General features: G+C 45.5%; 24 protein-coding genes. All 24 read left to right on the forward strand.

What is annotated here, in order from left to right; genetic code table 11:
- The first annotated feature begins 11 nt into the window (after positions 1-11).
- The 24 genes from EYS05_RS12595 (at position 12) to spo0A (ending at position 21,884) form a co-directional block, all read left to right on the forward strand.
- Complete coding sequence (locus EYS05_RS12595; protein WP_138277730.1) at positions 12-1,838, forward strand: ATP-dependent helicase; 1,827 nt, start codon at positions 12-14, stop codon at positions 1,836-1,838.
- The gene (locus EYS05_RS12600; RefSeq protein WP_138277301.1) at positions 1,835-2,383 is read left to right on the forward strand and encodes a 4'-phosphopantetheinyl transferase family protein; all 549 of its coding nucleotides are present in this window, start codon (positions 1,835-1,837) and stop codon (positions 2,381-2,383) included. The genes EYS05_RS12595 and EYS05_RS12600 overlap by 4 nt, the downstream gene beginning before the upstream one ends.
- Before the next feature lie 17 nt (positions 2,384-2,400).
- Positions 2,401-3,549, forward strand: coding sequence for a hypothetical protein (locus tag EYS05_RS12605; RefSeq protein ID WP_138277302.1), 1,149 nt, complete (start codon positions 2,401-2,403; stop codon positions 3,547-3,549).
- An 84-nt stretch (positions 3,550-3,633) separates the two neighbouring features.
- Positions 3,634-4,566: a stage III sporulation protein AA gene (spoIIIAA, locus tag EYS05_RS12610; RefSeq protein ID WP_138277303.1), complete on the forward strand. Its 933-nt coding sequence runs from the start codon at positions 3,634-3,636 to the stop codon at positions 4,564-4,566.
- Positions 4,551-5,069 carry a stage III sporulation protein AB gene (locus tag EYS05_RS12615; RefSeq protein ID WP_021650701.1) on the forward strand — a complete coding sequence of 173 codons (519 nt, stop codon included), beginning with the start codon at positions 4,551-4,553 and terminating at the stop codon, positions 5,067-5,069. Before spoIIIAA ends, EYS05_RS12615 begins: the two co-directional genes overlap by 16 nt.
- Positions 5,070-5,127: 58 nt before the next feature.
- On the forward strand, positions 5,128-5,322 hold the full coding sequence (spoIIIAC, locus tag EYS05_RS12620) for a stage III sporulation protein AC (RefSeq protein WP_021650700.1): 195 nt from the start codon (positions 5,128-5,130) through the stop codon (positions 5,320-5,322).
- 15 nt (positions 5,323-5,337) lie between these two features.
- Complete coding sequence (locus EYS05_RS12625; RefSeq protein WP_021650699.1) at positions 5,338-5,724, forward strand: SpoIIIAC/SpoIIIAD family protein; 387 nt, start codon at positions 5,338-5,340, stop codon at positions 5,722-5,724.
- Positions 5,721-6,863, forward strand: coding sequence for a stage III sporulation protein AE (locus tag EYS05_RS12630; protein ID WP_138277304.1), 1,143 nt, complete (start codon positions 5,721-5,723; stop codon positions 6,861-6,863). Before EYS05_RS12625 ends, EYS05_RS12630 begins: the two co-directional genes overlap by 4 nt.
- Positions 6,860-7,432: a stage III sporulation protein AF gene (locus EYS05_RS12635; RefSeq protein WP_158293334.1), complete on the forward strand. Its 573-nt coding sequence runs from the start codon at positions 6,860-6,862 to the stop codon at positions 7,430-7,432. Before EYS05_RS12630 ends, EYS05_RS12635 begins: the two co-directional genes overlap by 4 nt.
- Positions 7,398-7,712: a hypothetical protein gene (locus tag EYS05_RS12640; RefSeq protein ID WP_227752199.1), complete on the forward strand. Its 315-nt coding sequence runs from the start codon at positions 7,398-7,400 to the stop codon at positions 7,710-7,712. The genes EYS05_RS12635 and EYS05_RS12640 overlap by 35 nt, the downstream gene beginning before the upstream one ends.
- 11 nt (positions 7,713-7,723) lie before the next feature.
- Entirely contained in the window at positions 7,724-8,548 is an 825-nt protein-coding gene (locus tag EYS05_RS12645) for a SpoIIIAH-like family protein (RefSeq protein WP_138277306.1), read from the forward strand.
- 87 nt (positions 8,549-8,635) lie between these two features.
- Positions 8,636-10,225, forward strand: coding sequence for a peptide chain release factor 3 (locus EYS05_RS12650; RefSeq protein WP_118624473.1), 1,590 nt, complete (start codon positions 8,636-8,638; stop codon positions 10,223-10,225).
- An 80-nt stretch (positions 10,226-10,305) separates the two neighbouring features.
- Complete coding sequence (locus tag EYS05_RS12655; RefSeq protein WP_015524453.1) at positions 10,306-10,692, forward strand: Asp23/Gls24 family envelope stress response protein; 387 nt, start codon at positions 10,306-10,308, stop codon at positions 10,690-10,692.
- 32 nt (positions 10,693-10,724) lie between these two features.
- Positions 10,725-11,201, forward strand: coding sequence for a transcription antitermination factor NusB (nusB, locus tag EYS05_RS12660; RefSeq protein WP_138277307.1), 477 nt, complete (start codon positions 10,725-10,727; stop codon positions 11,199-11,201).
- Positions 11,198-12,403 (forward strand): exodeoxyribonuclease VII large subunit, encoded by a 1,206-nt coding sequence (gene xseA / locus EYS05_RS12665; RefSeq protein ID WP_138277308.1) that lies wholly within the window; start codon positions 11,198-11,200, stop codon positions 12,401-12,403. The genes nusB and xseA overlap by 4 nt, the downstream gene beginning before the upstream one ends.
- A complete protein-coding gene (gene xseB / locus EYS05_RS12670; protein ID WP_118624479.1) occupies positions 12,403-12,627 on the forward strand; it encodes an exodeoxyribonuclease VII small subunit in 225 nt (74 codons plus the stop codon). Before xseA ends, xseB begins: the two co-directional genes overlap by 1 nt.
- The gene (locus EYS05_RS12675; protein ID WP_118513311.1) at positions 12,617-13,504 is read left to right on the forward strand and encodes a polyprenyl synthetase family protein; all 888 of its coding nucleotides are present in this window, start codon (positions 12,617-12,619) and stop codon (positions 13,502-13,504) included. The genes xseB and EYS05_RS12675 overlap by 11 nt, the downstream gene beginning before the upstream one ends.
- A gap of 22 nt (positions 13,505-13,526) precedes the next feature.
- A complete protein-coding gene (dxs, locus tag EYS05_RS12680; protein WP_174235850.1) occupies positions 13,527-15,413 on the forward strand; it encodes a 1-deoxy-D-xylulose-5-phosphate synthase in 1,887 nt (628 codons plus the stop codon).
- A gap of 84 nt (positions 15,414-15,497) precedes the next feature.
- Positions 15,498-16,307, forward strand: a complete 810-nt coding sequence (locus EYS05_RS12685; RefSeq protein ID WP_118513310.1) for a TlyA family RNA methyltransferase — start codon at positions 15,498-15,500, stop codon at positions 16,305-16,307.
- A gap of 23 nt (positions 16,308-16,330) precedes the next feature.
- Positions 16,331-17,191 carry an NAD(+)/NADH kinase gene (locus EYS05_RS12690; RefSeq protein WP_138277309.1) on the forward strand — a complete coding sequence of 287 codons (861 nt, stop codon included), beginning with the start codon at positions 16,331-16,333 and terminating at the stop codon, positions 17,189-17,191.
- Positions 17,192-17,207: 16 nt separating this feature from the next.
- Positions 17,208-17,669, forward strand: a complete 462-nt coding sequence (argR, locus tag EYS05_RS12695; RefSeq protein ID WP_021650687.1) for an arginine repressor — start codon at positions 17,208-17,210, stop codon at positions 17,667-17,669.
- A 42-nt stretch (positions 17,670-17,711) separates the two neighbouring features.
- Entirely contained in the window at positions 17,712-19,397 is a 1,686-nt protein-coding gene (gene recN, locus EYS05_RS12700; protein WP_118513309.1) for a DNA repair protein RecN, read from the forward strand.
- Positions 19,398-19,547: 150 nt separating this feature from the next.
- On the forward strand, positions 19,548-20,753 hold the full coding sequence (spoIVB, locus tag EYS05_RS12705; RefSeq protein WP_138277310.1) for a SpoIVB peptidase: 1,206 nt from the start codon (positions 19,548-19,550) through the stop codon (positions 20,751-20,753).
- Between the two features lie 324 nt (positions 20,754-21,077).
- Positions 21,078-21,884, forward strand: coding sequence for a sporulation transcription factor Spo0A (gene spo0A / locus EYS05_RS12710; RefSeq protein WP_015524464.1), 807 nt, complete (start codon positions 21,078-21,080; stop codon positions 21,882-21,884).

A 21,884-nucleotide genomic window follows, 5' to 3' on the forward strand; every position in this document is an offset into this window, starting at 1 on the left:
ATAATCCAGTTATGAAACGAAATCCATCTCAGAAAAGGGCGATCGCCCACCTGTCAGGACCTATGATGGTTCTGGCAGGCCCCGGTTCGGGGAAAACTTCCGTCATAGTAGAAAGAACAGCACATATGATCCAGGAAGGGAAGATACCGGCTTCCTCTGTTCTTGTTGTGACTTTTTCCAGGGCAGCAGCAGTGGAAATGAAAGAACGGTTTCTGAAATTTACCGGTGTTCAGCGAACCGGCGTTACTTTCGGGACTTTTCACGGAGTGTTTTACGGGATCCTCAAACAGGCTTATGGTCTGAATGGAGGAAATATCCTGTCAGAAGAAGAAAAATATGCGATCTTAAGAGAACTGGTGGTAAACTGTGCTGCGGAGCAGTCCCAGGAAGGGGATTTTGTGGAAGATATTGCCAAGGAGATCAGTGTTGTAAAGGGTGGAAGGATCGCTCTGGAGCATTATTATTCTTCCTGCTGCCCGGATGAAGTGTTCCGACAGATCTTTCAGGGATATCGAAAAGTCCTGAATGAAAGAAGAAAACTTGACTTTGATGATATGCTGTTGAGCTGTTATGAACTTCTGAAAAAACGAAAAGATATCCTGTCTGCATGGCAGAAAAAGTTTCACTATATTCTGGTGGATGAGTTTCAGGATATCAATCATCTTCAGTATGATATCGTGAAGATGCTGGCAGCACCGGAGAACAATCTGTTTGTGGTGGGAGATGATGATCAGTCTATCTATCATTTCCGTGGCGCTCGCCCGGAGATCATGCTGAATTTCCCGGAAGATTTTAAAAATGCGGAGACGGTGATCCTGAATATCAATTACCGGTGCAGTGGAAATATCCTGGATACAGCTATGAAGGTGATCAATTACAATGAAAACCGTTATGCAAAAAAACTTTCCACACCAAATGAACCGGGAGAGCCGGTGCAGATAAAAGAATTTCGAAATCCCAGAGACGAATATATGGCAGTTGCAGGCCTGCTGCGGAACCGGATGGAAGAAGGGGATAATATTGAAGATACAGCGCTGCTTTTCAGGACTAATCAGGAAACCGAAGGACTAGTCGCTGCGTTGATGGAGTATGGGGTTCCTTTCACTATGAAGGAAAAACTGCCCAACCTGTTCCGACACTGGATCTGCCGGAATATGATCGCTTATTTGAAAATGGCAAAAGGAGACCGGAGCCGCAGTACATTTCTGGAGATCATGAACCGGCCAAACCGATACATAGCCAGAGACGCTCTGACAGAAAAAAACGTTGATTTTAAAGCATTGGGAGAGTTTTACAAAGACAAGGACTGGATGTGTGACAGGATCACAACGATGGAGACACATCTTCGGATCTTAAAGACCATGGCCCCTTATGCAGCCATTAATTTTATCCGGAATGGCATGGGATACGAAGAATACTTGCAGGAATATGCAAGGTATCGTAAAATAAAACCGGAAGAGCTTATGGAAACCCTGAACCGGATCCATGAAAGTGCCAGAGGAATGAAAACATTGGAAGAATGGATGGCCTATATGGACGAGTATACCAGAAAGCTGGAAGAACAGGCGAAGAAACAGGATGTGAAACGGGAAGGAGTGGTGATATCCACTCTTCATGCGGTCAAAGGTCTGGAATATGACAATGTATATATCATGAACGTAAATGAAGGCAGCATGCCTTATCGGAAGGCAGTCCTGGAGGCACATCTGGAGGAAGAACGGAGGCTTTTCTACGTTGGTATGACACGGGCAAAGAAGAAACTCTGCCTGTATTATGTAAGACAGCAGTATGAGAAGGAACGGGAACCGTCCCGTTTTCTTGAGGAGGCCGGATTATGAATGGGATTATTTATTATACGAAGATCAGAGATGAATATAACAGCAAGAACATGGAGCATATGATCGGGGAAAAGCTTCTGGAAATCGGACTTGAGCGGGAATTTGGACGGAAGCTTGCTTTTGAGCCTCGGTCAAAGGGGGAACATGGGAAACCGTTTTTTACCCTGCTTCCAAGAATTCATTATAATATCACACATTCCGGAAAATATGTGATGTGTCTGTTTGCCGGAGAAGAGGTGGGCATTGATGTGCAGATCCACAAGAAGGTAAATTACGAACGGATCCTTGAAAGACTGGTACCGGCAGATATGATACGGGAAATCCTGGATGCAGATGATATGGAGAAAGCCTTTTTTGCCCAGTGGGTTTTGAGAGAGGCATATATCAAATGGACCGGAGAGGGATTGTCCAGGGATCTGCGTACGATTTCCATGGATAAGGGAAATTACATAATGCTGGAGCTGGAACCGGGATACAGTGGTGCGATCTGGTCCAGAGACAGCCTGGAATTACGATTTGAATACGAAGATATCATTTTGAAATAGCAAATAGAGACGATAAAATGAACAAAGAGATGAAACACAGCTTCAGGATTTTCATTCTGAAGATCCTGGCAGTTGTTTTTGTGCTGTGCATATGTTATTTTTTATATGCATTTGTTTACCGTGCAAAAACGGAGCTGCCCACAAAAGCTGTGGTGACAAACCGAGGTGCTGCAGTGTATACACTGCGGGGACAGAAACAGATGCTTTCCCAGAAAGAGGATTTTTCTTATTTTGCCTTTGATGGGAGAGAAAAAGAGAAGGAATATGGAACATATGTCATTCCCGGGCTGAAGAATACCAGGACGCTGCTCACAAAAAAAGGTGCCACTCCTGCCATGTGTACATCCATGACACCTCAGGGACTGGCGGTTACGGAGGATTATGTGCTGGTCAGCGCTTACTGCAGCACACAGAAACATAATTCGGTCATTTATGTGATTGAGAAGGAAAAACATAATTTTATTAAAGAAGTGATACTGCCTGGACAGCCTCATGTGGGAGGACTTGCCTATGACCCGGAGCATAAGTTATTATGGTATTCCTCCAATATCAACGGGATCGCACAGGCAGTGAGTATAAAGATGGATACAATAGAAGCCTACGATTATGATGACAGCCATCTGCCGGTGGATACTTTCCAGATAGTCAGTCTTTATGGGATCGTGAGAGATTCTTTTATGACCTTTTATGAGGGGTGTCTGTATGTAGGCTGCTTTGAAAAATATAACGAAAGTGTAATTGCACGATACGGAGTTGACGAAGAGGGAAAACTGATCAATACCATGGACGAGAAATTGGGCATGGATTTTGAAATGGCAGTTCCGTTGGATTATTCCACCATATCGGAGCAGGTTCAGGGAATTGCTTTTTATAATGATAAGCTTTTGATCTCTCATTCTTTTGGAATCCTGCCATCCAGGCTGGTGTTTTATGAACAATCCGATAAGCGTTTGTATGTAAACGAGAATTCTGCCAGAACTTATCGTTTTCCGGAACGACTGGAACAGATCGTGGTGGAGGGTGACAGCCTTTATGTGATGTTTGAATCCTGTGCCTATGCATACCGTGCGTCCTCCGTAAATATTGTGGATCGGGTCCTGAAGCTGAGTCTTTCGAAGATGGAGACCTATGACGAAGAAGAGAGTCTTTTTTTTCTGTCGGAATAAAGAAAAAACGAGAGAGCATCAAAAAAGACAACAGGTACTAAATCCGGCATGTCCGCAATATATTTAAGTGTAAGAGGTGAAAACATGGACGCAAACCAGATCCAGAACCTGTTTGCCAGTAATGTCCGCCAGCTTCTGGTGGATGCAGACCTTGATTATGATAAATTATATGAGATACGTCTCCGCGTGGGAAGACCTCTGTTCCTCACTTATGATGGGGGAGAATGTTTCCTCCGGCAAAAAGATACAGAACCTTATCTGGTTACGCGGGAAGATCTTAAGGAAACACTGGAGTATGTCAGCGGCTATTCCCTGTATGCTTATGAAGATGAGATTCGCCAGGGGTTTTTGAGTGTACAGGGTGGGCACCGTGTAGGAGTTACCGGAAAGGTGATCCTGGACGGAAACCATATCCGTGGGATGAAATATATTTCCTGCATCAATGTCCGTCTGGCACATGAGATCCAGGGATGTGCAGAAGAAGTGCTGCCATATATCCAGACAAGAGAGCAGATCATGCATACCTTGATCGTTTCTCCGCCCAGATGTGGGAAGACCACGCTTCTTCGGGATATCATCCGGCAGATGAGTAATGGATGGGGAAATATTTCCGGTGTTACGGTAGGAGTAGTCGATGAGCGCAGTGAGCTGGCCGGATGCTATCAGGGGATCCCTCAGAATGACCTTGGAATGCGTACGGATATCCTGGACGGCTGTCCGAAAGCAGAAGGGATGCAGATGCTGATCCGGTCAATGTCGCCGGTTGTGGTTGCTGTGGATGAACTTGGAAAAGAAGAAGATTTCAAGGCTGTGGAATCAGTTATCCACTGTGGATGTCGTCTGATCGCAACTGCACATGGAGCTTCCATGGAAGAAACATTATCCCAGCCGTTTTTCCGGAAATTGTGGGAAGCGCGGGTTTTCCAGAGATATATTTTTCTGGGAAAGCATGAACGTGCAGGAATCGTGGAAGGAATCTATGATGAAAACGGGAAATGCCTATGTACCGGATTGTAGGATGTATTCTGGTAGTGGCTGCAGGAGCCGGAATGGGATTTTCCGGAAGTATGAGACTTTCGGAGCAGATCCGCATACTGGAAAAACTGCTTCAGATGGTGATCTGCCTGAAAGGCGAGATCCGCTGCGGGAATGCATCACTGCCGGATGCTTTTTATGGAGCAGCAGGAAGAATGAATGGAAAATACAGAGAGTTTCTCATCAGTGCCGCGGACAGGATGAAAGCGGGAACAGGAGAAAAACTTTCACAGATATGCAGGGAATGTGCGGAAAGCGCCCTGAAAAAAAGCTGCCTTACCCATGGGGAAAAGGACGCTTTTTTTTCTTTCGGAGAATATCTGGGCTATATGGATCTGGAAATGCAGATGCGGCAGCTTTCCCTGTATGAAAATAATCTGGAAGCAGAGATTTTGAAGCGGAAAGCGGAGGTTTCCGGAAAGAAAAAACTGTACCAGGGAATTGGGATTCTTGGAGGCCTGCTGCTGGCGGTTCTCCTGGTATAGTATTGTTTATCAGACAGTAGTAGGAAGGACAGGCTTTCATAAGAAAAGGAGGGATCATTTGGAGGTCAGTATCATATTCAAGATCGGTGCAGTAGGGATCCTGGTCTCTGTTCTTTCTCAGATCCTGAAACATAGCGGAAGGGAGGAACAGGCTTTTCTGGTGAGTTTTTCAGGACTTCTTTTAGTACTGTTCTGGATCGTGCCGTATATTTATGAGCTTTTTAAAAATATCCAGCAGCTTTTTGTACTGTAGGGGAGGGAAAGAACCGTGGATATTCTGAAGATTTCTGTTCTGGGAGCGGCAGGGGTTCTTCTGGGGATTCTTCTGAAAGACCGCGCACCGGAGTATGTAAGCCTTGTTACGATGGGAATAGGTCTTGTGATACTGGGATTAGCGGTAGGGAAGATCAGCTATCTGTTCCAGTCCCTGGAGAGACTGAAACAGAGTCTCCCGATTGATGGAAGCTACATCACTACTTTGCTGAAGATGATCGGGATCACTTATATCGGACAATTTTCATCCGGTATATGCAGAGATGCAGGATATTCCTCCACTGGTGCACAGATCGAACTGTTCTGCCGGTTATCTGTAATGGTTTTAAGTATGCCGGTTCTTCTGGCACTGCTGGATACCATACAGGGATTTCTTGCATGAAAAGATATTGGTCAGAGATTTGTGCAGCCCTGTTTCTGGCTGTAGTTATAAGCTGTTTTGGAGGTGTGATCGTTTATGCTTCTTCGGCGGAACAACAGATCACAGATCAGATGGAGCTTACCGACCTGCAGTCCATGGTAGATGAGATGCTTGGAGAAAAAACATTTTCTGTTACAGAAGCGTTTCACAGACTGTTGTCAGGGGAAGAGGTGCTTTCGGAGGAGAGTGTGCAGGAATTTTTGCACAGTCTCCTTTTTTATGGTATTGAAAGAGAAAAAGAGTTGATCGTGAAGTTGTTGCTTCTGCTGTTGTTCGCTGCCGTTTTTTCCGGGTTTGCCGGTGCCTTTGATAACGGGCAGGTGGGAGAGATCAGTTTTTATGTGGTGTATCTTCTTGTTTTTACTCTTCTGATGAACAGTTTTTCCGGTTTGAGTGCATCACTGCTTTCAATGCTTGCGTGGATCACGGAGTTTATGAAGGAACTCTCACCGGTGTATTTTATGGCAGTGGCAGCAGCGTCAGGTGCATCCAGTGCAGCTGCCTTTTATCAGGGAGTACTGCTTCTGGTGTGGCTTTTTCAATGGATCCTGGAACGAGTACTGCTTCCCGGAGTGAGTTTATATATTCTTCTGAGATTTGTGAATCATCTTTCCAGGGAAGAAATGCTGGGAAAAATGGCTGAGCTGATCGAGACTGTGATCTCCTGGGGGCTTCGGACATTACTTGGAGTGGCAGCAGGACTGCAGGTGGTGCGTGGGCTTGTAGCTCCGGTAATGGATTCTCTGAAGCGGAGTGCTGTGGGAAAAACTGCAGGTGCTCTTCCTGGGATCGGGAGCGCGGTAAATGCAGTTACGGAACTGGTCCTTACCACAGCTGTTCTTGTAAGAAACAGTCTGGGCATTGCGCTTTTACTGGTGATCCTGGCGGTGGGGGCGGGGCCATTGGTCCGATATGGACTTTTGTCACTGACCTATCGCTTTCTGGCGGCTGCGGCGCAGCCTGTATCAGACAAACGGCTGGTAGAAGCCTTTGGCACCATGGCAGAGGGATGTGCACTTCTGATGAGAATCCTGTTTACTGCGGAAATTTTATGTATGCTTACATTTCTGATCCTGATGGCAGGAGGAGGCTTGGGATGAGAACAGAACTTTATCAGTGGATGAAAAGCCTGGCTTTTTTTCATGTACTTACTACAGCACTTCTGCATATTCTGCCTGATAAGCGTTATGAGCAGTATATACGGCTGTTTATGGGGCTTCTGTTGGTGCTTTTGATCTGTACGCCTATATTTGCCGTAGTGGGAAAAAGTGAGGAACTTCTGTCCGGATTCAGCAATAATTATGGGAGAGAAGAACAGGTACGTATGGAGACAGAAGCAGAAGGAATAAGGGAAACATTTCTTAAAGGCGCATATGAACAGGAGCTGAAGAATCAGGTTCAGGGTATCCTCAGGAAAGAAGGGATTTTTTCGGCAAAAACAGAAGTAGATATGGAAAAAGAGCTTCAGCTGACCATAACACTTTATGGAACAGTCACAGAAAAACAGAGGGAGGCGGTGAAAAATGAGCTCGAAAGAATCTGCGGACTCAGGAAAGGACAGTATCAGATCCTGGCTGCTGAGGATGGGATGGAAGGAGTGGGGAGTTTTCCTTCTTCTGGGAATCCTTCTTCTGGTGGCAGGACTTCCGGTAACCCGAAAGAACAGTAAAACAGCAGAGGATCAGAATGCGGAGAAAACCCGCCTGGAGAGCCGTCTTGAGGAACTGCTTTCCAATGTGGAAGGAGTAGGAGAAGTGGAAGTGATCATTATGACCGGGGATGAGGGAAATACGGAAAACTTTTCCATAAGCGGCAATAATGAAGTTACCGGTGTGCTGGTGGCGGCCCAGGGAGCAGGCAGCGCAGTGACAGTCCAGAATATTCAGCAGGCAATTATGGCATTATTTCAGATCGACGCTAATAAAATTAGAATAATGAAAATGAAATGAGGAGAGTAGAAGTGAAAAAGATCATGAAGAAAAATCAGGTAATCATCACCTCGCTGGCCATTCTCATTGCTGTGGCCGGATATCTGAATTTCGCAGATGTGGATCTGGGATTTAAGGATAAGGAGACGAGTACGGACAGCAGCGGTATCCTGGACGATGTGAATTATGACCTGACCGATGAAACAGCCCTTCTGGATGAGAACGGGGCAGATGGCACAACCCAGTCGGAGGTGATGGATACCGCATCCCCGGGCGAGGCCGTACTTACCGGTGCTTCGGATTTTGCAGCACAGGCAAAAGTCAGCAGGGAGCAGGTGCGTTCCCAGAACAAAGCGGACCTGCAGGCGATCATCAGTAATAAAGACATCAGCGATGAGGAAAAACAGAATGCCATTAACACAATGGTTTCCATGACAGATTTTACAGAAAAAGAGGCGGCTGCAGAGCTTCTTCTGGAGGCGAAGGGTTTTGAAAATGTGATCGTAAATCTGACGGGCGAAACTGCGGATGTTGTGGTGCCGGATGCAGATCTGGAGGATGCAAAACGTGCACAGATCGAGGATATTGTAAAGAGGAAAACCGGTGTGGCAGCAGAGAGCATTGTGATCACGCCTCTGAGTCAAAGTAAAAATGCATCGGATGTTATAAATACTGCAGATGAAGCTGAAAAAAATACGGGAGGTGCAGAGGATAATGCGGAAAGTACAGGTGATGAGGTGCAGGATACCGCTGCATCTGTGGAAAGCGATCCGACGGATCAAACATCTGAGGACGAAGAGACGGCTGCAGATATCCAGAACGATCAGACTATTGATACAGAGGGAATTTACGACTGAATTGCCTTGACAGCAAAGCCTTGTCTATACTAGAATAGGAAAGGTTATAGTAAAATAGAGATATCAGAGAATATACAGGAGGCTCACGTGTCGAAGTATACGAAAGAAATAGAAAAAAGAAGAACATTTGCCATCATCTCTCATCCGGATGCCGGTAAAACAACATTAACAGAAAAATTTCTGCTGTATGGCGGGGCCATCAATTTGGCCGGAAGTGTAAAGGGTAAGGCTACGGCCCGCCATGCAGTATCAGACTGGATGGAAATCGAGAAGGAAAGAGGTATTTCCGTAACTTCATCCGTTCTTCAGTTCCATTATGACGGATATTGTATAAACATTCTGGATACACCTGGACATCAGGATTTCTCCGAGGATACCTACCGTACATTGATGGCTGCGGATTCAGCAGTTATGGTCATTGATGGATCCAAGGGTGTTGAGGCACAGACCCGTAAGCTTTTCAAGGTCTGTGTTATGAGACACATTCCGATCTTTACTTTTATCAATAAGATGGACAGAGATGCCAACGATACTTTTGATCTTCTGGATGAGATCGAAAAAGAGCTTGGTATTGCAACCTGTCCGATCAACTGGCCAATCGGCTCCGGTAAGAAATTCCGGGGCGTGTTTGATCGTAATACAAAGAAGATCCTTACCTTCTCCGATACACAGAAGGGCACCAAGGAAGGTGTGATAGAGGAGATTGATATTAATGATCCCCGTGCAGATGAGATCATGGATCCTGAGCAGAAAGAGCAGCTGATGGAAGAAATCGAGCTTCTGGATGGCGCAAGTGCGGAGTTTTCTCAGGAAGAGGTCAGCAAAGGACAGCTGACACCGGTATTTTTCGGTTCTGCTCTTACCAACTTTGGTGTGGAAACATTTCTGGAGCATTTCCTGAAGATGACCACTTCTCCACTTCCGAGAACTGCAGACTGCGGACTGGTAGATCCTATGAGTGATGATTTTTCAGCCTTTGTATTTAAGATCCAGGCGAATATGAACAAGGCTCACAGAGACCGTATCGCATTTATGAGGATCTGTTCAGGTAAGTTTGATGCGACAAAAGAGGTTTATCATGTGCAGGGAGACAAGAAGATGCGACTTCTTCAGCCGCAGCAGATGATGGCAGAATCCCGTCATGTTGTGGAGGAGGCTTATGCAGGTGATATCATCGGTGTCTTTGACCCGGGTATTTTTTCTATTGGGGATACTATCTGCGCACCTGGAAAGAAATTTGCTTTTGAGGGAATCCCGACCTTCGCGCCGGAGCATTTTGCACGTGTGCGCCAGATCGATACCATGAAGAGAAAACAGTTCGTAAAAGGTATCAACCAGATCGCCCAGGAGGGTGCGATCCAGATATTCCAGGAGTTTAACACCGGTATGGAAGAGATCATTGTGGGTGTTGTAGGTATTCTGCAGTTTGATGTCCTGAAATACCGTCTGGAGAATGAGTATAATGTAGATATCCGTCTGGAAACACTTCCATATGAGCATATCCGCTGGATCGCCAACAAGGAGACTGTAAAAGTAGACAAGATCGTGGGAACTTCTGATATGAAGAAAGTCACAGACCTTAAAGGAAATCCGTTACTGCTTTTTGTCAATGCATGGAGTGTTGGCATGGTTGAGGATAGAAACCCTGAGCTGGTACTGACAGAATTCAGTAAATAAGCCCTTTTATTTCATAACTTTTTTTGATATAATAGTATAAAATTACGAACAAAAATATTATATCCGTAGGAGGGTTTCCCATGGCAGAAAAAAGAACAACATATAAGATACAGGATCTGGGTGGAATCGGTGAAGTTCACATTGCAGATGAAGTTGTTGCGATCGTTGCAGGACTTGCAGCAACAGATGTGGATGGAGTTGCTTCCATGGCAGGAAATATCACCAATGAGCTGGTAAGTAAACTTGGAAAGAAGAATCTGTCCAAGGGCGTGAGAGTAACCATTCTGGAAGGAGTCGTTACCGTGGATCTGTCACTGAATATCGAGTATGGCAGAAACATTCTTGAGACAAGCAAGAAGGTTCAGGAGAAGGTTAAATCCGCTATTGAGAATATGACAGGACTTGAGGTTGCAGATGTAAATATTCATATTGCCAGCGTGGATATGGAGAACGAAAAAGGAAAGTAAACCTTTCCTTTTTTCCGTCTTAGGAGGAAATTATGAGAAGAAGAGAACAGAGAGAACATGTATTTAAACTTATGTTTATGACAGAGTTTAATTCAGAAGAAGAGATGACAGAACAGCTCTCTCTTTATTTTGAAGGTCTTGGAGAACTTTCAGAACAGGACCAGGAATATATGAAGAAGAAGTACGCACATGTGAAAGAACATCTGGAAGAGATCGATGCACAGCTGAACAATGCAAGCCGTGGATGGAAGACAAAGCGTATGAGCCGTGTAGATCTTGCAGCACTTCGTCTGGCAGTATATGAGATGGAATATGATGCAGACGTACCGACAGGAGTAGCTATCAATGAAGCGGTAGAACTCGCCAAAAGATTTGGCGGAGATGCTTCTGGTTCTTTTGTAAATGGAGTACTGGGTAAGATCGCATCTGAGAAGGATGAGAAGAAAAACGAGGAGGAGACTGCTGATACAGAAGAGAAGTCAGCAGGAGCCCCGGAAGAGAACGCATGAGAAACGTCTATTCTGTCGGTCAGGTAAACCATTATGTCAAAAATATGTTTACCCAGGATTACTTTCTCCGGAAAGTCTATGTAAAGGGAGAAGTATCCAATTGTAAATACCATACCAGCGGACATATTTATTTTTCTCTGAAAGATGAAACAGGCACATTAAGCTGTGTGATGTTTGCGGGACACCGCAGGGGTCTTGCTTTTCGTATGAAGGACGGGGATAAGGTAGTCGCAGGCGGAATTGTAGACGTATATGAGAGAGACGGGCGTTATCAGCTTTATGCAAAAGAGATCACACTGGAGGGTGCTGGTGCCCTCTATGAGCGGTATCTGGCACTGAAACAGGAACTGGAGGATATGGGGATGTTTGCCCAGGAATATAAGCAGCCCATTCCTCATTTTATTCATACCCTTGGCGTGGTGACAGCACCTACTGGGGCAGCAGTACAGGATATCCGCAATATTGCAGGCAGAAGGAATCCCTATCTGCAGGTGATCCTTTATCCGGCACTTGTGCAGGGAGAGGGAGCGGCGCAGAGTATCGTAAAGGGAATCCGGAAGCTGGATGAAGCAGGGGTGGACGTGATCATCGTCGGCCGTGGAGGTGGCTCTATTGAAGATCTCTGGGCCTTTAACGAGGAGAGCGTTGCCCGTGCTATTTTTGAGTGCAGGACACCGGTGATCTCGGCAGTGGGACATGAGACGGATTTTACCATTGCGGATTTTGTGGCAGACCTGCGGGCACCTACACCATCTGCTGCAGCAGAGCTGGCAGTGGATGATTTTCGCAGTGTTCTGGAGAGCTTTCATATGTACGGAGACCGTCTGCAGCGTGCTATGAACAGTAAGACAGAACTTTTTGCCGCAAAACTTAAGGCCTATGAGAACAGATTCCAGTATCTGAGCCCGGAGTCCATGTTACGTGAAAAACGTCAGTATGCATCGGAACTGGAGGAATGCCTGCGTTCTTCCATGGAACAAAAGCTTACAGAGAAAAGACATGAACTGGCAATATGGATCCAGCGGTTTGAGGGACTTTCTCCATTAAGAAAGCTAAATGGAGGATATGCATTTGTGTCCGACTCAGACGGACATGCGGTGACAGAGATCAGTCAGATAAAAAAAGGCGACAGGATCTCCATTGCAGTAACCGATGGAGTCATAGAAGCAGTTGCGGATCGCATCAGGAAGGAAGAGCGATAATGGCAGAGACAGAAGCAAAGAAAGAAGAGAAATCCATAGAAGATACTTTTGGGGAGCTTGATCTGCTTGCCCGGAAGCTGGAGGATAAAGAAACACCTCTTGAGGAGTCTTTCCGTCTCTACAGACAGGGAATGGAGCTCCTTAAGAATCTGAACGGAAGACTGGATACTGTAGAAAAAAAGATGCTTCAGATGAATGAGGATGGGACATTTCGTGAATTTTAAAGAAGAACTGAAAAGAAGAACAGAAGAAGCAGAACATGTGATCCGGGAATATCTTCCGGAAGAATCCGGTTTTGCAAAAACCATGGCAGAGGCCATGAATTACAGTATGACGGCAGGCGGAAAGAGACTCCGCCCGATCCTGATCAGGGAAACCTACGAGCTGTTTGGAGGAAAGGATAAGCTTTGTGAGCCTTTTATGGCGGCTATGGAGATGATCCATACACATTCGTTGATCCATGATGATCTCCCTGCACTGGATAACGATGATTACCGGAGAGGAAGGCTGACTACGCATAAAGTATACGGAGAGGCCATGGGAGTTTTAAGCGGCGTGGCACTCCTTAACAGAGCTTACGAAGTGATGCTTTCCGCTTTTGACCTGACCGGGGATAAAGACCGTGTGATAGCCGCCATGCGGATCATTGCAGATAAGACCGGCATCAACGGTATGCTAGGTGGACAGAGTGTGGATGTGGAAAATGATGGTAAACCTCTGGAACACGAGATGCTGGATTACATTTACAAAAACAAGACCTCCGCATTGATCGAGGCTTCCATGATGACCGGTGCTGTGCTGGCAGGGGCATCTGAGAAAGAACTTGAGGTTGTGGAACAGGCTGCAGAAAACATCGGGCTGGCTTTTCAGATCCAGGATGATATCCTTGATGTGACTAGCACCCAGGAGGAACTGGGAAAACCGATCCACAGTGATGAAAAGAACAACAAGGTTACCTATGTAAGTCTTGTTGGAACCCCGGCAGCAGCCAGCAGGGTTAAAGAACTTTCTGACCATGCGGTAGAACTTTTAGAAGGCCTTGACAGGAAGAACGGATTTCTGGATCTTCTTGTGGAAAGTCTTGTCAGCCGCAGGAAATAGAAGGAACAAAGGAAGGGTACGAATGATTCTGGAAAAAATTAAAAAGCCAAATGATATTCATAAAGTTTCATTGGAGGATTTTCCGCGCCTTGCCGAGGAAATCAGGAGCTTTTTGATCCAGAGTGTAAGTGAGACAGGTGGCCATCTGGCATCCAATCTGGGTGTGGTGGAGCTGACTCTTGCTCTGCATAATGTGCTTGATCTTCCACAGGATAAGCTGATCTGGGATGTGGGACATCAGGCTTATACACATAAGATCCTTACAGGAAGAAAAGATGGCTTTAAGGATCTTCGTAAAGAAGGAGGCTTAAGCGGTTTTCCAAAAAGGAATGAAAGTGACTGTGATTCGTTTGATACCGGACACAGTTCCAATTCCATTTCCGCAGGACTTGGCTATGTCCGTGCCAGAGACCTGATGGGAGAGAAATACCATGTAGTTTCCGTGATTGGGGATGGTGCGCTTACCGGTGGGATGGCTTATGAAGCATTGAACAATGCGGCTGAGCTGAAGACTAATTTTATTATTATCATCAATGATAATAACATGTCTATTTCCAAGAATGTAGGAGGAATGTCCACCTATTTAAGCGCTCTGCGTACAGCTGAGACTTATACAGGAATGAAGATCGGCGTGACAAAAACACTCAAAAAGATTCCTCATGTTGGAACCGCCGTGGTAGATACGGTCCGAAAGACCAAGAGCAGCATCAAGCAGTTGATCATTCCCGGAATGCTTTTTGAAAACATGGGGCTGACTTATCTGGGACCGGTAGATGGCCATAATATGCGCCAGATGATGAAACTTTTTAATGAGGCAAAGAGAGTGGAGGGACCGGTTGTTGTCCATGTCCTTACAGAAAAAGGCAGAGGCTATGGACCGGCATCTTCCCATCCGGAGCGTTTTCACGGAACAGGTCCTTTTGACATTCAGAGTGGCAGACCCCTTGCAGCAAAAATAGCGCCGACATATACGAATCATTTTTCTAGCGCAATATGTTCTTTGGCAGAGAAGAACCGAAAGGTAGTTGCTATTACAGCTGCTATGCCAGATGGAACCGGACTGAACCGATTCCGGAAGAAATTCCCGGAGCGTTTTTTTGATGTGGGTATTGCGGAAGAACATGCAGTAACCTTTGCAGCAGGCCTGGCACTCGGGGGAATGATCCCGGTTTTTGCGGTATATTCTTCGTTCCTTCAGAGAGGGATCGATCAGATCCTCCACGACGTATGTATGCAGGATCTGCATGTGATCTTTGCTATTGACAGGGCAGGATTTGTCGGAGCAGACGGAGAAACACATCATGGATGCTTTGACCTTTCTTATTTGTCCATGATCCCCAATATGACAGTTATGGCTCCCAAGAATGGAAAAGAGCTTGAGGAGATGCTGAAATTTGCAGTAGAAGAGCTGGATGGTCCCTGTGCGATCCGATACCCGAAAGGACCGGCATGTACCGATATGGAAGAATGTCATGAGCCACTTAAGAAGGGTAGAAGTGAAGTGATCACTCCGGGCAGTGAGATTGCAGTTCTTGGGGTTGGCAGCATGGTTTCTGTCTGTCAGAAGATCTGTGAGGAAATAAGAGATCACAGAATAGCAAGAGCTACGTTTGTCAATGTACGTTTTGTAAAGCCGCTGGACACAGGTCTTCTTGACCGGCTTTCGCAGAACCACAGTCTTTTGGTTACTGTGGAGGAGAACGTAAAAAGCGGTGGATTCGGAGAACATGTATCTGCTTATATGGAAGCATGTCATCCGGAAGTAAGAGTTCTTCCACTGGCAATACCGGATCATTTTATTGAGCATGGAACGGTGGATCGTCAGCGGATGAAAACAGGTTTAAATGTACAGGGAATCCTGGATGCGGTAGAACAGAGCTGGGAAGATCTTGTGAATAACAGAAAATAAAGGACATAGCCTTTGCAGAAGAATACGAAGCTGTGAGGCATTTTACAGCCCGGCACATAAAGAGCCGGGCTGTTGGAGGATAATATGAAAAAAAGACTGGATATCATGATGGTGGAACAGGGACTTGCACCGTCACGTGAAAAAGCAAAAGCATATATTATGGCCGGGGAAGTATATGTTAACGGTCAGAAGGAAGACAAGGCCGGTTCCATGTTTGCTGAGACTGCCAAGCTGGAGGTAAGAGGAAAAACCCTTCCCTATGTCAGCAGAGGCGGTCTGAAACTCGAAAAAGCCATGAAAAATTTCGGTGTGACGCTGAAGGATAAGGTGTGCATGGATGTAGGCGCATCCACCGGCGGCTTTACGGACTGTATGCTTCAGAACGGAGCGGTCAAAGTCTATTCCATTGATGTAGGATATGGACAGCTGGACTGGAAACTCAGAAATGATCCGAGAGTTGTGTGTATGGAAAAGACAAACATCCGTTATGTAGTACCGGAAGATCTGGAAGGCCCGGCAGCATTTTCTTCGATCGATGTTTCTTTTATCTCCCTTACAAAAGTACTTCTTCCTGTAAGAAACCTTCTCACAGAAGACGGAGAGGTCGTATGTCTCATCAAACCTCAGTTTGAGGCCGGCAGAGAAAAAGTCGGAAAAAAAGGTGTTGTCCGTGATCCGAAGGTCCATGAAGAAGTTATTGAGAAAGTCAGAGATTATGCCATGAGTATTTCTATGGAGCCCTGTCATCTTTCCTTTTCTCCCATCAAGGGACCTGAGGGAAATATTGAATATCTCCTTCATCTGAAAAAACATCCGGAAGGAACAGAAGTACCTGTGAGTTTTGACGTATCCGTAGAGGATGTGGTAAAGGAAGCCCACGGACAGCTGGACTGATGTTTGGAAAGGACTGAAGCAATATGGACAGATTTTATATAATTCCAAACAGTGCCAAGGATCCGGAACTGACATTTTCTAATAGGATCATTGCCTATCTGGAGAAGCATGGTGCCAGGTGTCATGTGCAGAAGATCACCGAAAAAATGGAAGGACCGTATCATTATACAGATCCGGATGGGATTCCGCAGGATACACAGTGCATTATTGTACTGGGGGGAGACGGAACACTTCTGCAGGCTGCAAGGGATGTGGTGCATCTGGATATCCCACTTCTTGGAATCAATCTGGGAACTCTGGGATTTCTTGCCGAGGTGGACAAAAATTCCGTGTATCCGGCTCTGAATCGGCTTCTGTCAGATGACTATGAGCTGGAAGATCGGATGATGCTGGAAGGAAAGATCTATCGGGGAGAAGAACTTATTGGAAAAGATATCGCATTAAATGACATTGTGATCGGAAGAGAAGGACATCTCCGTGTGATCCGTTTCAAGAATTATGTTAATGATGCATATATGAATTCGTACAATGCAGATGGTATCATCATTTCCACGCCGACCGGTTCTACCGGATATAGTCTGTCAGCGGGAGGTCCCGTGGTTTCTCCCAGTGCCAGTATGATGATCATGACCCCCATCGCTCCCCATACCATGAACACCCGAAGTATCATTCTTTCCGGGGAAGAGGCAGTTACAGTAGAGATCGGTGAGGGAAGGCATAATACCATTGAGAAAGCAGTGGCCTCTTTTGACGGGGATACCCAGATATCCATGGTCACCGGTGACCGGATCGTGATCCGGAAAGCCACAGTCAGGACAAAAATCCTCAAGCTGAATCATCTGAGCTTTGTGGAGGTTCTGAGACAGAAAATGAGTAACAGCTGATGCAGGAGGTTCAATTTTGAAAGTAGCAAGACATGAAAAAATTATCGAACTGATCCGTCAGTACGAGATCGATACACAGGAAGAGCTTGCGGCAAGACTGAATGAGGCCGGTTTTAAGGTTACGCAGGCTACCGTATCCAGAGATATCCGGGCTCTGAAAATGACAAAGGTTGCAGGCAGCAACGGAAAGTCCAGATATGCGATTCTGGAAGAACATACACCGGATGTGTTAAGTGATAAATATTCCAGAGTTCTGAAAGATGCAGTGATCGCTATGAACATTGGACAGAATATCGTAGTAGTAAAAACAATTCCGGGAATGGCCATGGCGGCAGCAGCAGCTCTTGATGCCATGAAATGGCCGGAAATCCTGGGATGTATTGCCGGAGATGATACCATTATGTGTGTGGTGAAAACTTCTGAACAGGCACCGGGTGTAGTTCAGAAGCTTGGTGGGATCTTATCCAGAGGAAAATAAAATGACAGAATATGTAAATGCTTTATACCAGAAAGGAAATCAATGTTAGTACATCTGCATGTAAAAAACCTTGCACTGATAGAGGAATCAGAGGTGGAATTCGGACCGGGCTTAAATATCTTAACCGGTGAGACCGGAGCCGGAAAATCCATTCTGTTAGGATCCATACAGCTCATCCTGGGTGGAAAAACTTCCAGAAGCATGATTCGTGAAAATGCTTCCTATGCCCTGGTAGAGTTGCTGTTTCAGGTTGAAAACACGAAAGCCAGAGAGTCCCTTGCGGCGCTTGACATCTATCCGGAAGACGGACAGGTGCTGATGTCCCGTAAGATCATGGACGGCAGAAGTATCAACAAGATCAACGGAGAGACAAGTACAGTCAGCCAGATGAAAGCCGCAGCAGCCTGTCTTCTGGACATTCACGGACAGCATGAGCATCAGTCGCTTCTTTACGGAGACCGCCAGCTGGCTATTTTGGATGTATACGGAAAAGAACAGATCCTTCCTGCCAGGGAGAAGGTCCGGAAAGCATATCAGGAGTATCGGGACTGTGTGGATCAGCTGAAAGCACTGGATATGGATGAGGAACAGCGCAACCGTGAAAAAGCCTTTCTGGAATTTGAGATCAATGAGATCGAGGAGGCAGCTCTTATTCCGGGAGAGGACGAAACACTGGAGGACCGCTACCGGAAGCTGAGCAATGCCAGAAGGATCATGGAAACAGCACAAATGGTCCGTGGGATGACCGGATATGAACAGGGCGCCGCAGATATGACCGGAAATGCCCTGAAAGAGTTTTCAAGAATTGCAGATTACGATAAGGATCTTGCACCTTTACAGGAAGCTCTTGCGGAAATCGATTCACTTCTCGGTGACTTCTGCCGTGATCTGTCCTCTTATATGGATAGTCTTACTTTTGACGAAGAAACTTTTTTTGAAACAGAAAAAAGACTGGATCTGGTCAATAATCTGAAGGCAAAATATGGACAGACGATCCAGGAAATTTTGTCTTATCAGAAGGAACAGCAGAAAAAATTAGAAAAACTTCAAAGATTCGAAGAAAATTTCCGGTTACTGAAAGAAAAACTTATGCAGGCAGAAAAGATTCTTGAGGAAGCTTCGCATGAACTTTCAGAGATCCGGAAAAAATACAGTAAACAGCTGGATGAAAAGATTATCGAAGGATTGAAGGAACTGAATTTTGAGGATGTGGATTTTTCTATCCGTTTTGACCGCAGAAAAAATTATACAGATAATGGTTATGATTCGGTGGAATATGAGATTTCCACAAATCCAGGTGAGAGCAGAAAACCGCTGGGACAGATCGTATCCGGTGGTGAGCTTTCCAGAATCATGCTTGCCATCAAAGCAATCCTTGCAGATAAAGATCAGATTGATACACTGATCTTCGATGAGATCGATACAGGGATCAGTGGGCGTACTGCACAGAAGGTTTCTGAAAAAATGGCAGTGATCGGACAGCACAGGCAGGTGCTTTGTATCACACATCTTCCACAGATCGCCGCAATGGCAGATACCCATTTTGAAATCGAGAAACATGTAGAGGGAACTGAAACTATCACCCAGATCCATCCTCTGGAAGGAGAGAAATCTGTCCGTGAGCTTGCCAGACTTCTGGGCGGTGCCCAGATCACTCCGGCTGTTCTTGGAAATGCAAGAGAGATGAAGGAATTGGCACAGCAACAAAAAAATACAAGACTGAAATAATTTATACGTTACATACTAAGAGAGGACGACCGAAAGGTCAGTCCTCTTTTTTAACCGAATCAAGTCAGTCCCCTGCTTCAATTGCGAAAAGCAATAAGCAGTGGGAGGGGATTTGCTTGTATCAGAAAATTACAAAGGATGTGACGTAAGATGAACAGAAAAAGAAAATACCGATGTTTGCTACTTGTATTTCTTGCGCTAGATCTGATTCTGATGGGATGGCTGGGATACCGGCTTCTGGACAGGAAGATCCCGGATCAGATCCTGGTGGATCATGAGGACAGCCGGGAAGTAGCTAGTATTCTTAAGCGCCCTTTTATCAGCTTTGATGATGCTATTACAGTTTCAGGGAAAGACAGCTATAAGTTACACTGCAGACTCCTGGGAGTGATTCCTTTTAAGGATGTGAAAGTGAAAAATATAACTGCGAAAGAAGTATATGCAAGCGGAGATGCAGTAGGCATTTATATGCAGACGAAAGGAGTTCTGATCATTGATACAGGCGAGATCCTTTCGGAAAGTGGCGAGATGGAAGAACCGGCCCGGGACATTGTAAAGCCGGGAGATTATATTGTGGCTTTTGATCAGAATCGGGTACAGTGCAAGCAGGATCTTCTGGAGGATATGGCAGATCTTTGCGGAGGATCTGTGACGCTGAAAGTCCGCCGGGGAAAAGAGACGATTCCCCTGTCCCTGACTCCGGTGAAAGATGAGAAAGGAAAATACAAGCTTGGGATCTGGGTGAGGGACGATACACAGGGAATCGGAACTCTGACTTATGTGGATGAAAATGGAGAGTTCGGTGCTCTTGGTCACGGGATCAGCGATGTGGATACCGGCGAACTTTTAAGCATCGCAGATGGAAATCTTTACAATGCCCAGATCCTGGGGATCCGGAAAGGAGAAAAGGGAAATCCCGGAGAACTATCCGGCCTGATCCGATACGAAGCCGGTAATATCCTGGGTGAGATTTCCAAAAACAGTAAAAACGGTATTTTTGGAACTGTGGATGCTGACCAGGTGAAAAATCTGGATCTGAAGAAGCTTCCTGTAGGTTACAAACAGGATCTGAAAATTGGACCCGCATCTGTTCTCTGCTGCACAGACGGCGAAGTAAAAGAATATGCCGCAGAGATCACCAGGATCGATATGAACCATGAGGATTCTAATAAAAGCTTCGTGATCCAGATCACAGATAAGGAACTCCTGGAAAAAACAGGTGGGATTGTTCAGGGAATGTCTGGAAGTCCTGTGCTCCAGAATGGAAAACTCTTTGGTGCCGTGACTCATGTATTCGTGCAGGATTCTACCGGCGGATATGGGATTTTTATTGAAAATATGACAGGCAATGCATAATCTGCAGTTGAGGAAAGAGGCACAAAAAACATGGAAAAAGTCCGGGAAAAGTGCCTCTTTTTTATATGGGGAAAAATGCCGGATACAGATTGAAATACCTGCATTTTGGTGAATTTTGTTATATATAAGAGAAAAAATGTCGAAAAATATCGTACGAAAGTGTGATAAAATAACTACTTTTATCTTGATTTTACTACGGGATTTCTACTATAATAATTTTGTCGCCAGCAAGGGGAAAGCGCAGGCAGCTAACAGTGTCGGTTACTGCCGTGGTGACGGGGGTATGTCTGGAAACCCAAGGAGATAGAAGTTAGGAGGGTCCTCATGGACAAATTAAATGTTGCAATTGCTGATGATAACGCGAAAATGACAGACATGCTCGGTCAGATGATCGAAGAAGATAAAGACCTTGAACTGGTCGGAAAAGCACACAACGGAGAAGAAATCTGTAACATAATCAAAGATAAGGAGCCGGATGTGGTAATTCTCGACATCATTATGCCGAAGATGGACGGTCTTTCCGTTATGGAGAAATTTTCCCATAACGCAAATGTCAAAAAAGTTCCAGTGTTTATCGTATTATCTGCAATTGGACAGGAGAGGATTACAGAGGATGCATTCAGTCTTGGAGCAGACTATTATGTTTTGAAGCCTTTTGACAACACTACACTTTTAAACCGGATCAAACATATTCGGAAGATCGGGGACAGAAGAGTGCGGGAGATTGCAAGGCCAGGTATCACAGAAACCAAAAAGCCTCAGCCGGAGAGGAATCTGGAAACCGATGTGACGAATATCATTCATGAGATCGGAGTTCCGGCACACATCAAAGGGTATCAGTATTTAAGGGATGCGATCATTTTGTCTGTCAATGACATGGAAATGCTCAATTCCATTACCAAGGTATTATATCCAACCATTGCGAAACGCCATCAGACAACACCGAGCAGAGTGGAGCGGGCGATCCGACATGCGATCGAGGTGGCATGGAGCCGGGGAAAGATGGATACCATTGATGAATTGTTTGGATATACTGTAAGCACCGGAAAAGGGAAACCCACGAATTCTGAATTTATAGCACTGATCGCAGATAAAATCAGACTAGAATATAAAAATCGGTCTTTAAATTAG

It is taken from the genome of Blautia sp. SC05B48, assembly GCF_005848555.1.
GTDB lineage: Bacteria > Bacillota > Clostridia > Lachnospirales > Lachnospiraceae > Blautia_A.

Excerpts from the sequence above, each read along its gene's own strand:
- EYS05_RS12595 (WP_138277730.1), top strand. The coding sequence starts at position 12 with ATGAAACGAAATCCATCTCAGAAAAGGGCGATCGCCCACCTGTCAGGA.
- EYS05_RS12600 (WP_138277301.1), top strand. The coding sequence starts at position 1,835 with ATGAATGGGATTATTTATTATACGAAGATCAGAGATGAATATAACAGC.
- EYS05_RS12605 (WP_138277302.1), top strand. The coding sequence starts at position 2,401 with ATGAACAAAGAGATGAAACACAGCTTCAGGATTTTCATTCTGAAGATC.
- spoIIIAA (WP_138277303.1), top strand. The coding sequence starts at position 3,634 with ATGGACGCAAACCAGATCCAGAACCTGTTTGCCAGTAATGTCCGCCAG.
- EYS05_RS12615 (WP_021650701.1), top strand. The coding sequence starts at position 4,551 with ATGTACCGGATTGTAGGATGTATTCTGGTAGTGGCTGCAGGAGCCGGA.
- EYS05_RS12630 (WP_138277304.1), top strand. The coding sequence starts at position 5,721 with ATGAAAAGATATTGGTCAGAGATTTGTGCAGCCCTGTTTCTGGCTGTA.
- EYS05_RS12635 (WP_158293334.1), top strand. The coding sequence starts at position 6,860 with ATGAGAACAGAACTTTATCAGTGGATGAAAAGCCTGGCTTTTTTTCAT.
- EYS05_RS12655 (WP_015524453.1), top strand. The coding sequence starts at position 10,306 with ATGGCAGAAAAAAGAACAACATATAAGATACAGGATCTGGGTGGAATC.
- nusB (WP_138277307.1), top strand. The coding sequence starts at position 10,725 with ATGAGAAGAAGAGAACAGAGAGAACATGTATTTAAACTTATGTTTATG.
- xseA (WP_138277308.1), top strand. The coding sequence starts at position 11,198 with ATGAGAAACGTCTATTCTGTCGGTCAGGTAAACCATTATGTCAAAAAT.
- xseB (WP_118624479.1), top strand. The coding sequence starts at position 12,403 with ATGGCAGAGACAGAAGCAAAGAAAGAAGAGAAATCCATAGAAGATACT.
- dxs (WP_174235850.1), top strand. The coding sequence starts at position 13,527 with ATGATTCTGGAAAAAATTAAAAAGCCAAATGATATTCATAAAGTTTCA.
- EYS05_RS12685 (WP_118513310.1), top strand. The coding sequence starts at position 15,498 with ATGAAAAAAAGACTGGATATCATGATGGTGGAACAGGGACTTGCACCG.
- EYS05_RS12690 (WP_138277309.1), top strand. The coding sequence starts at position 16,331 with ATGGACAGATTTTATATAATTCCAAACAGTGCCAAGGATCCGGAACTG.
- recN (WP_118513309.1), top strand. The coding sequence starts at position 17,712 with ATGTTAGTACATCTGCATGTAAAAAACCTTGCACTGATAGAGGAATCA.
- spoIVB (WP_138277310.1), top strand. The coding sequence starts at position 19,548 with ATGAACAGAAAAAGAAAATACCGATGTTTGCTACTTGTATTTCTTGCG.
- spo0A (WP_015524464.1), top strand. The coding sequence starts at position 21,078 with ATGGACAAATTAAATGTTGCAATTGCTGATGATAACGCGAAAATGACA.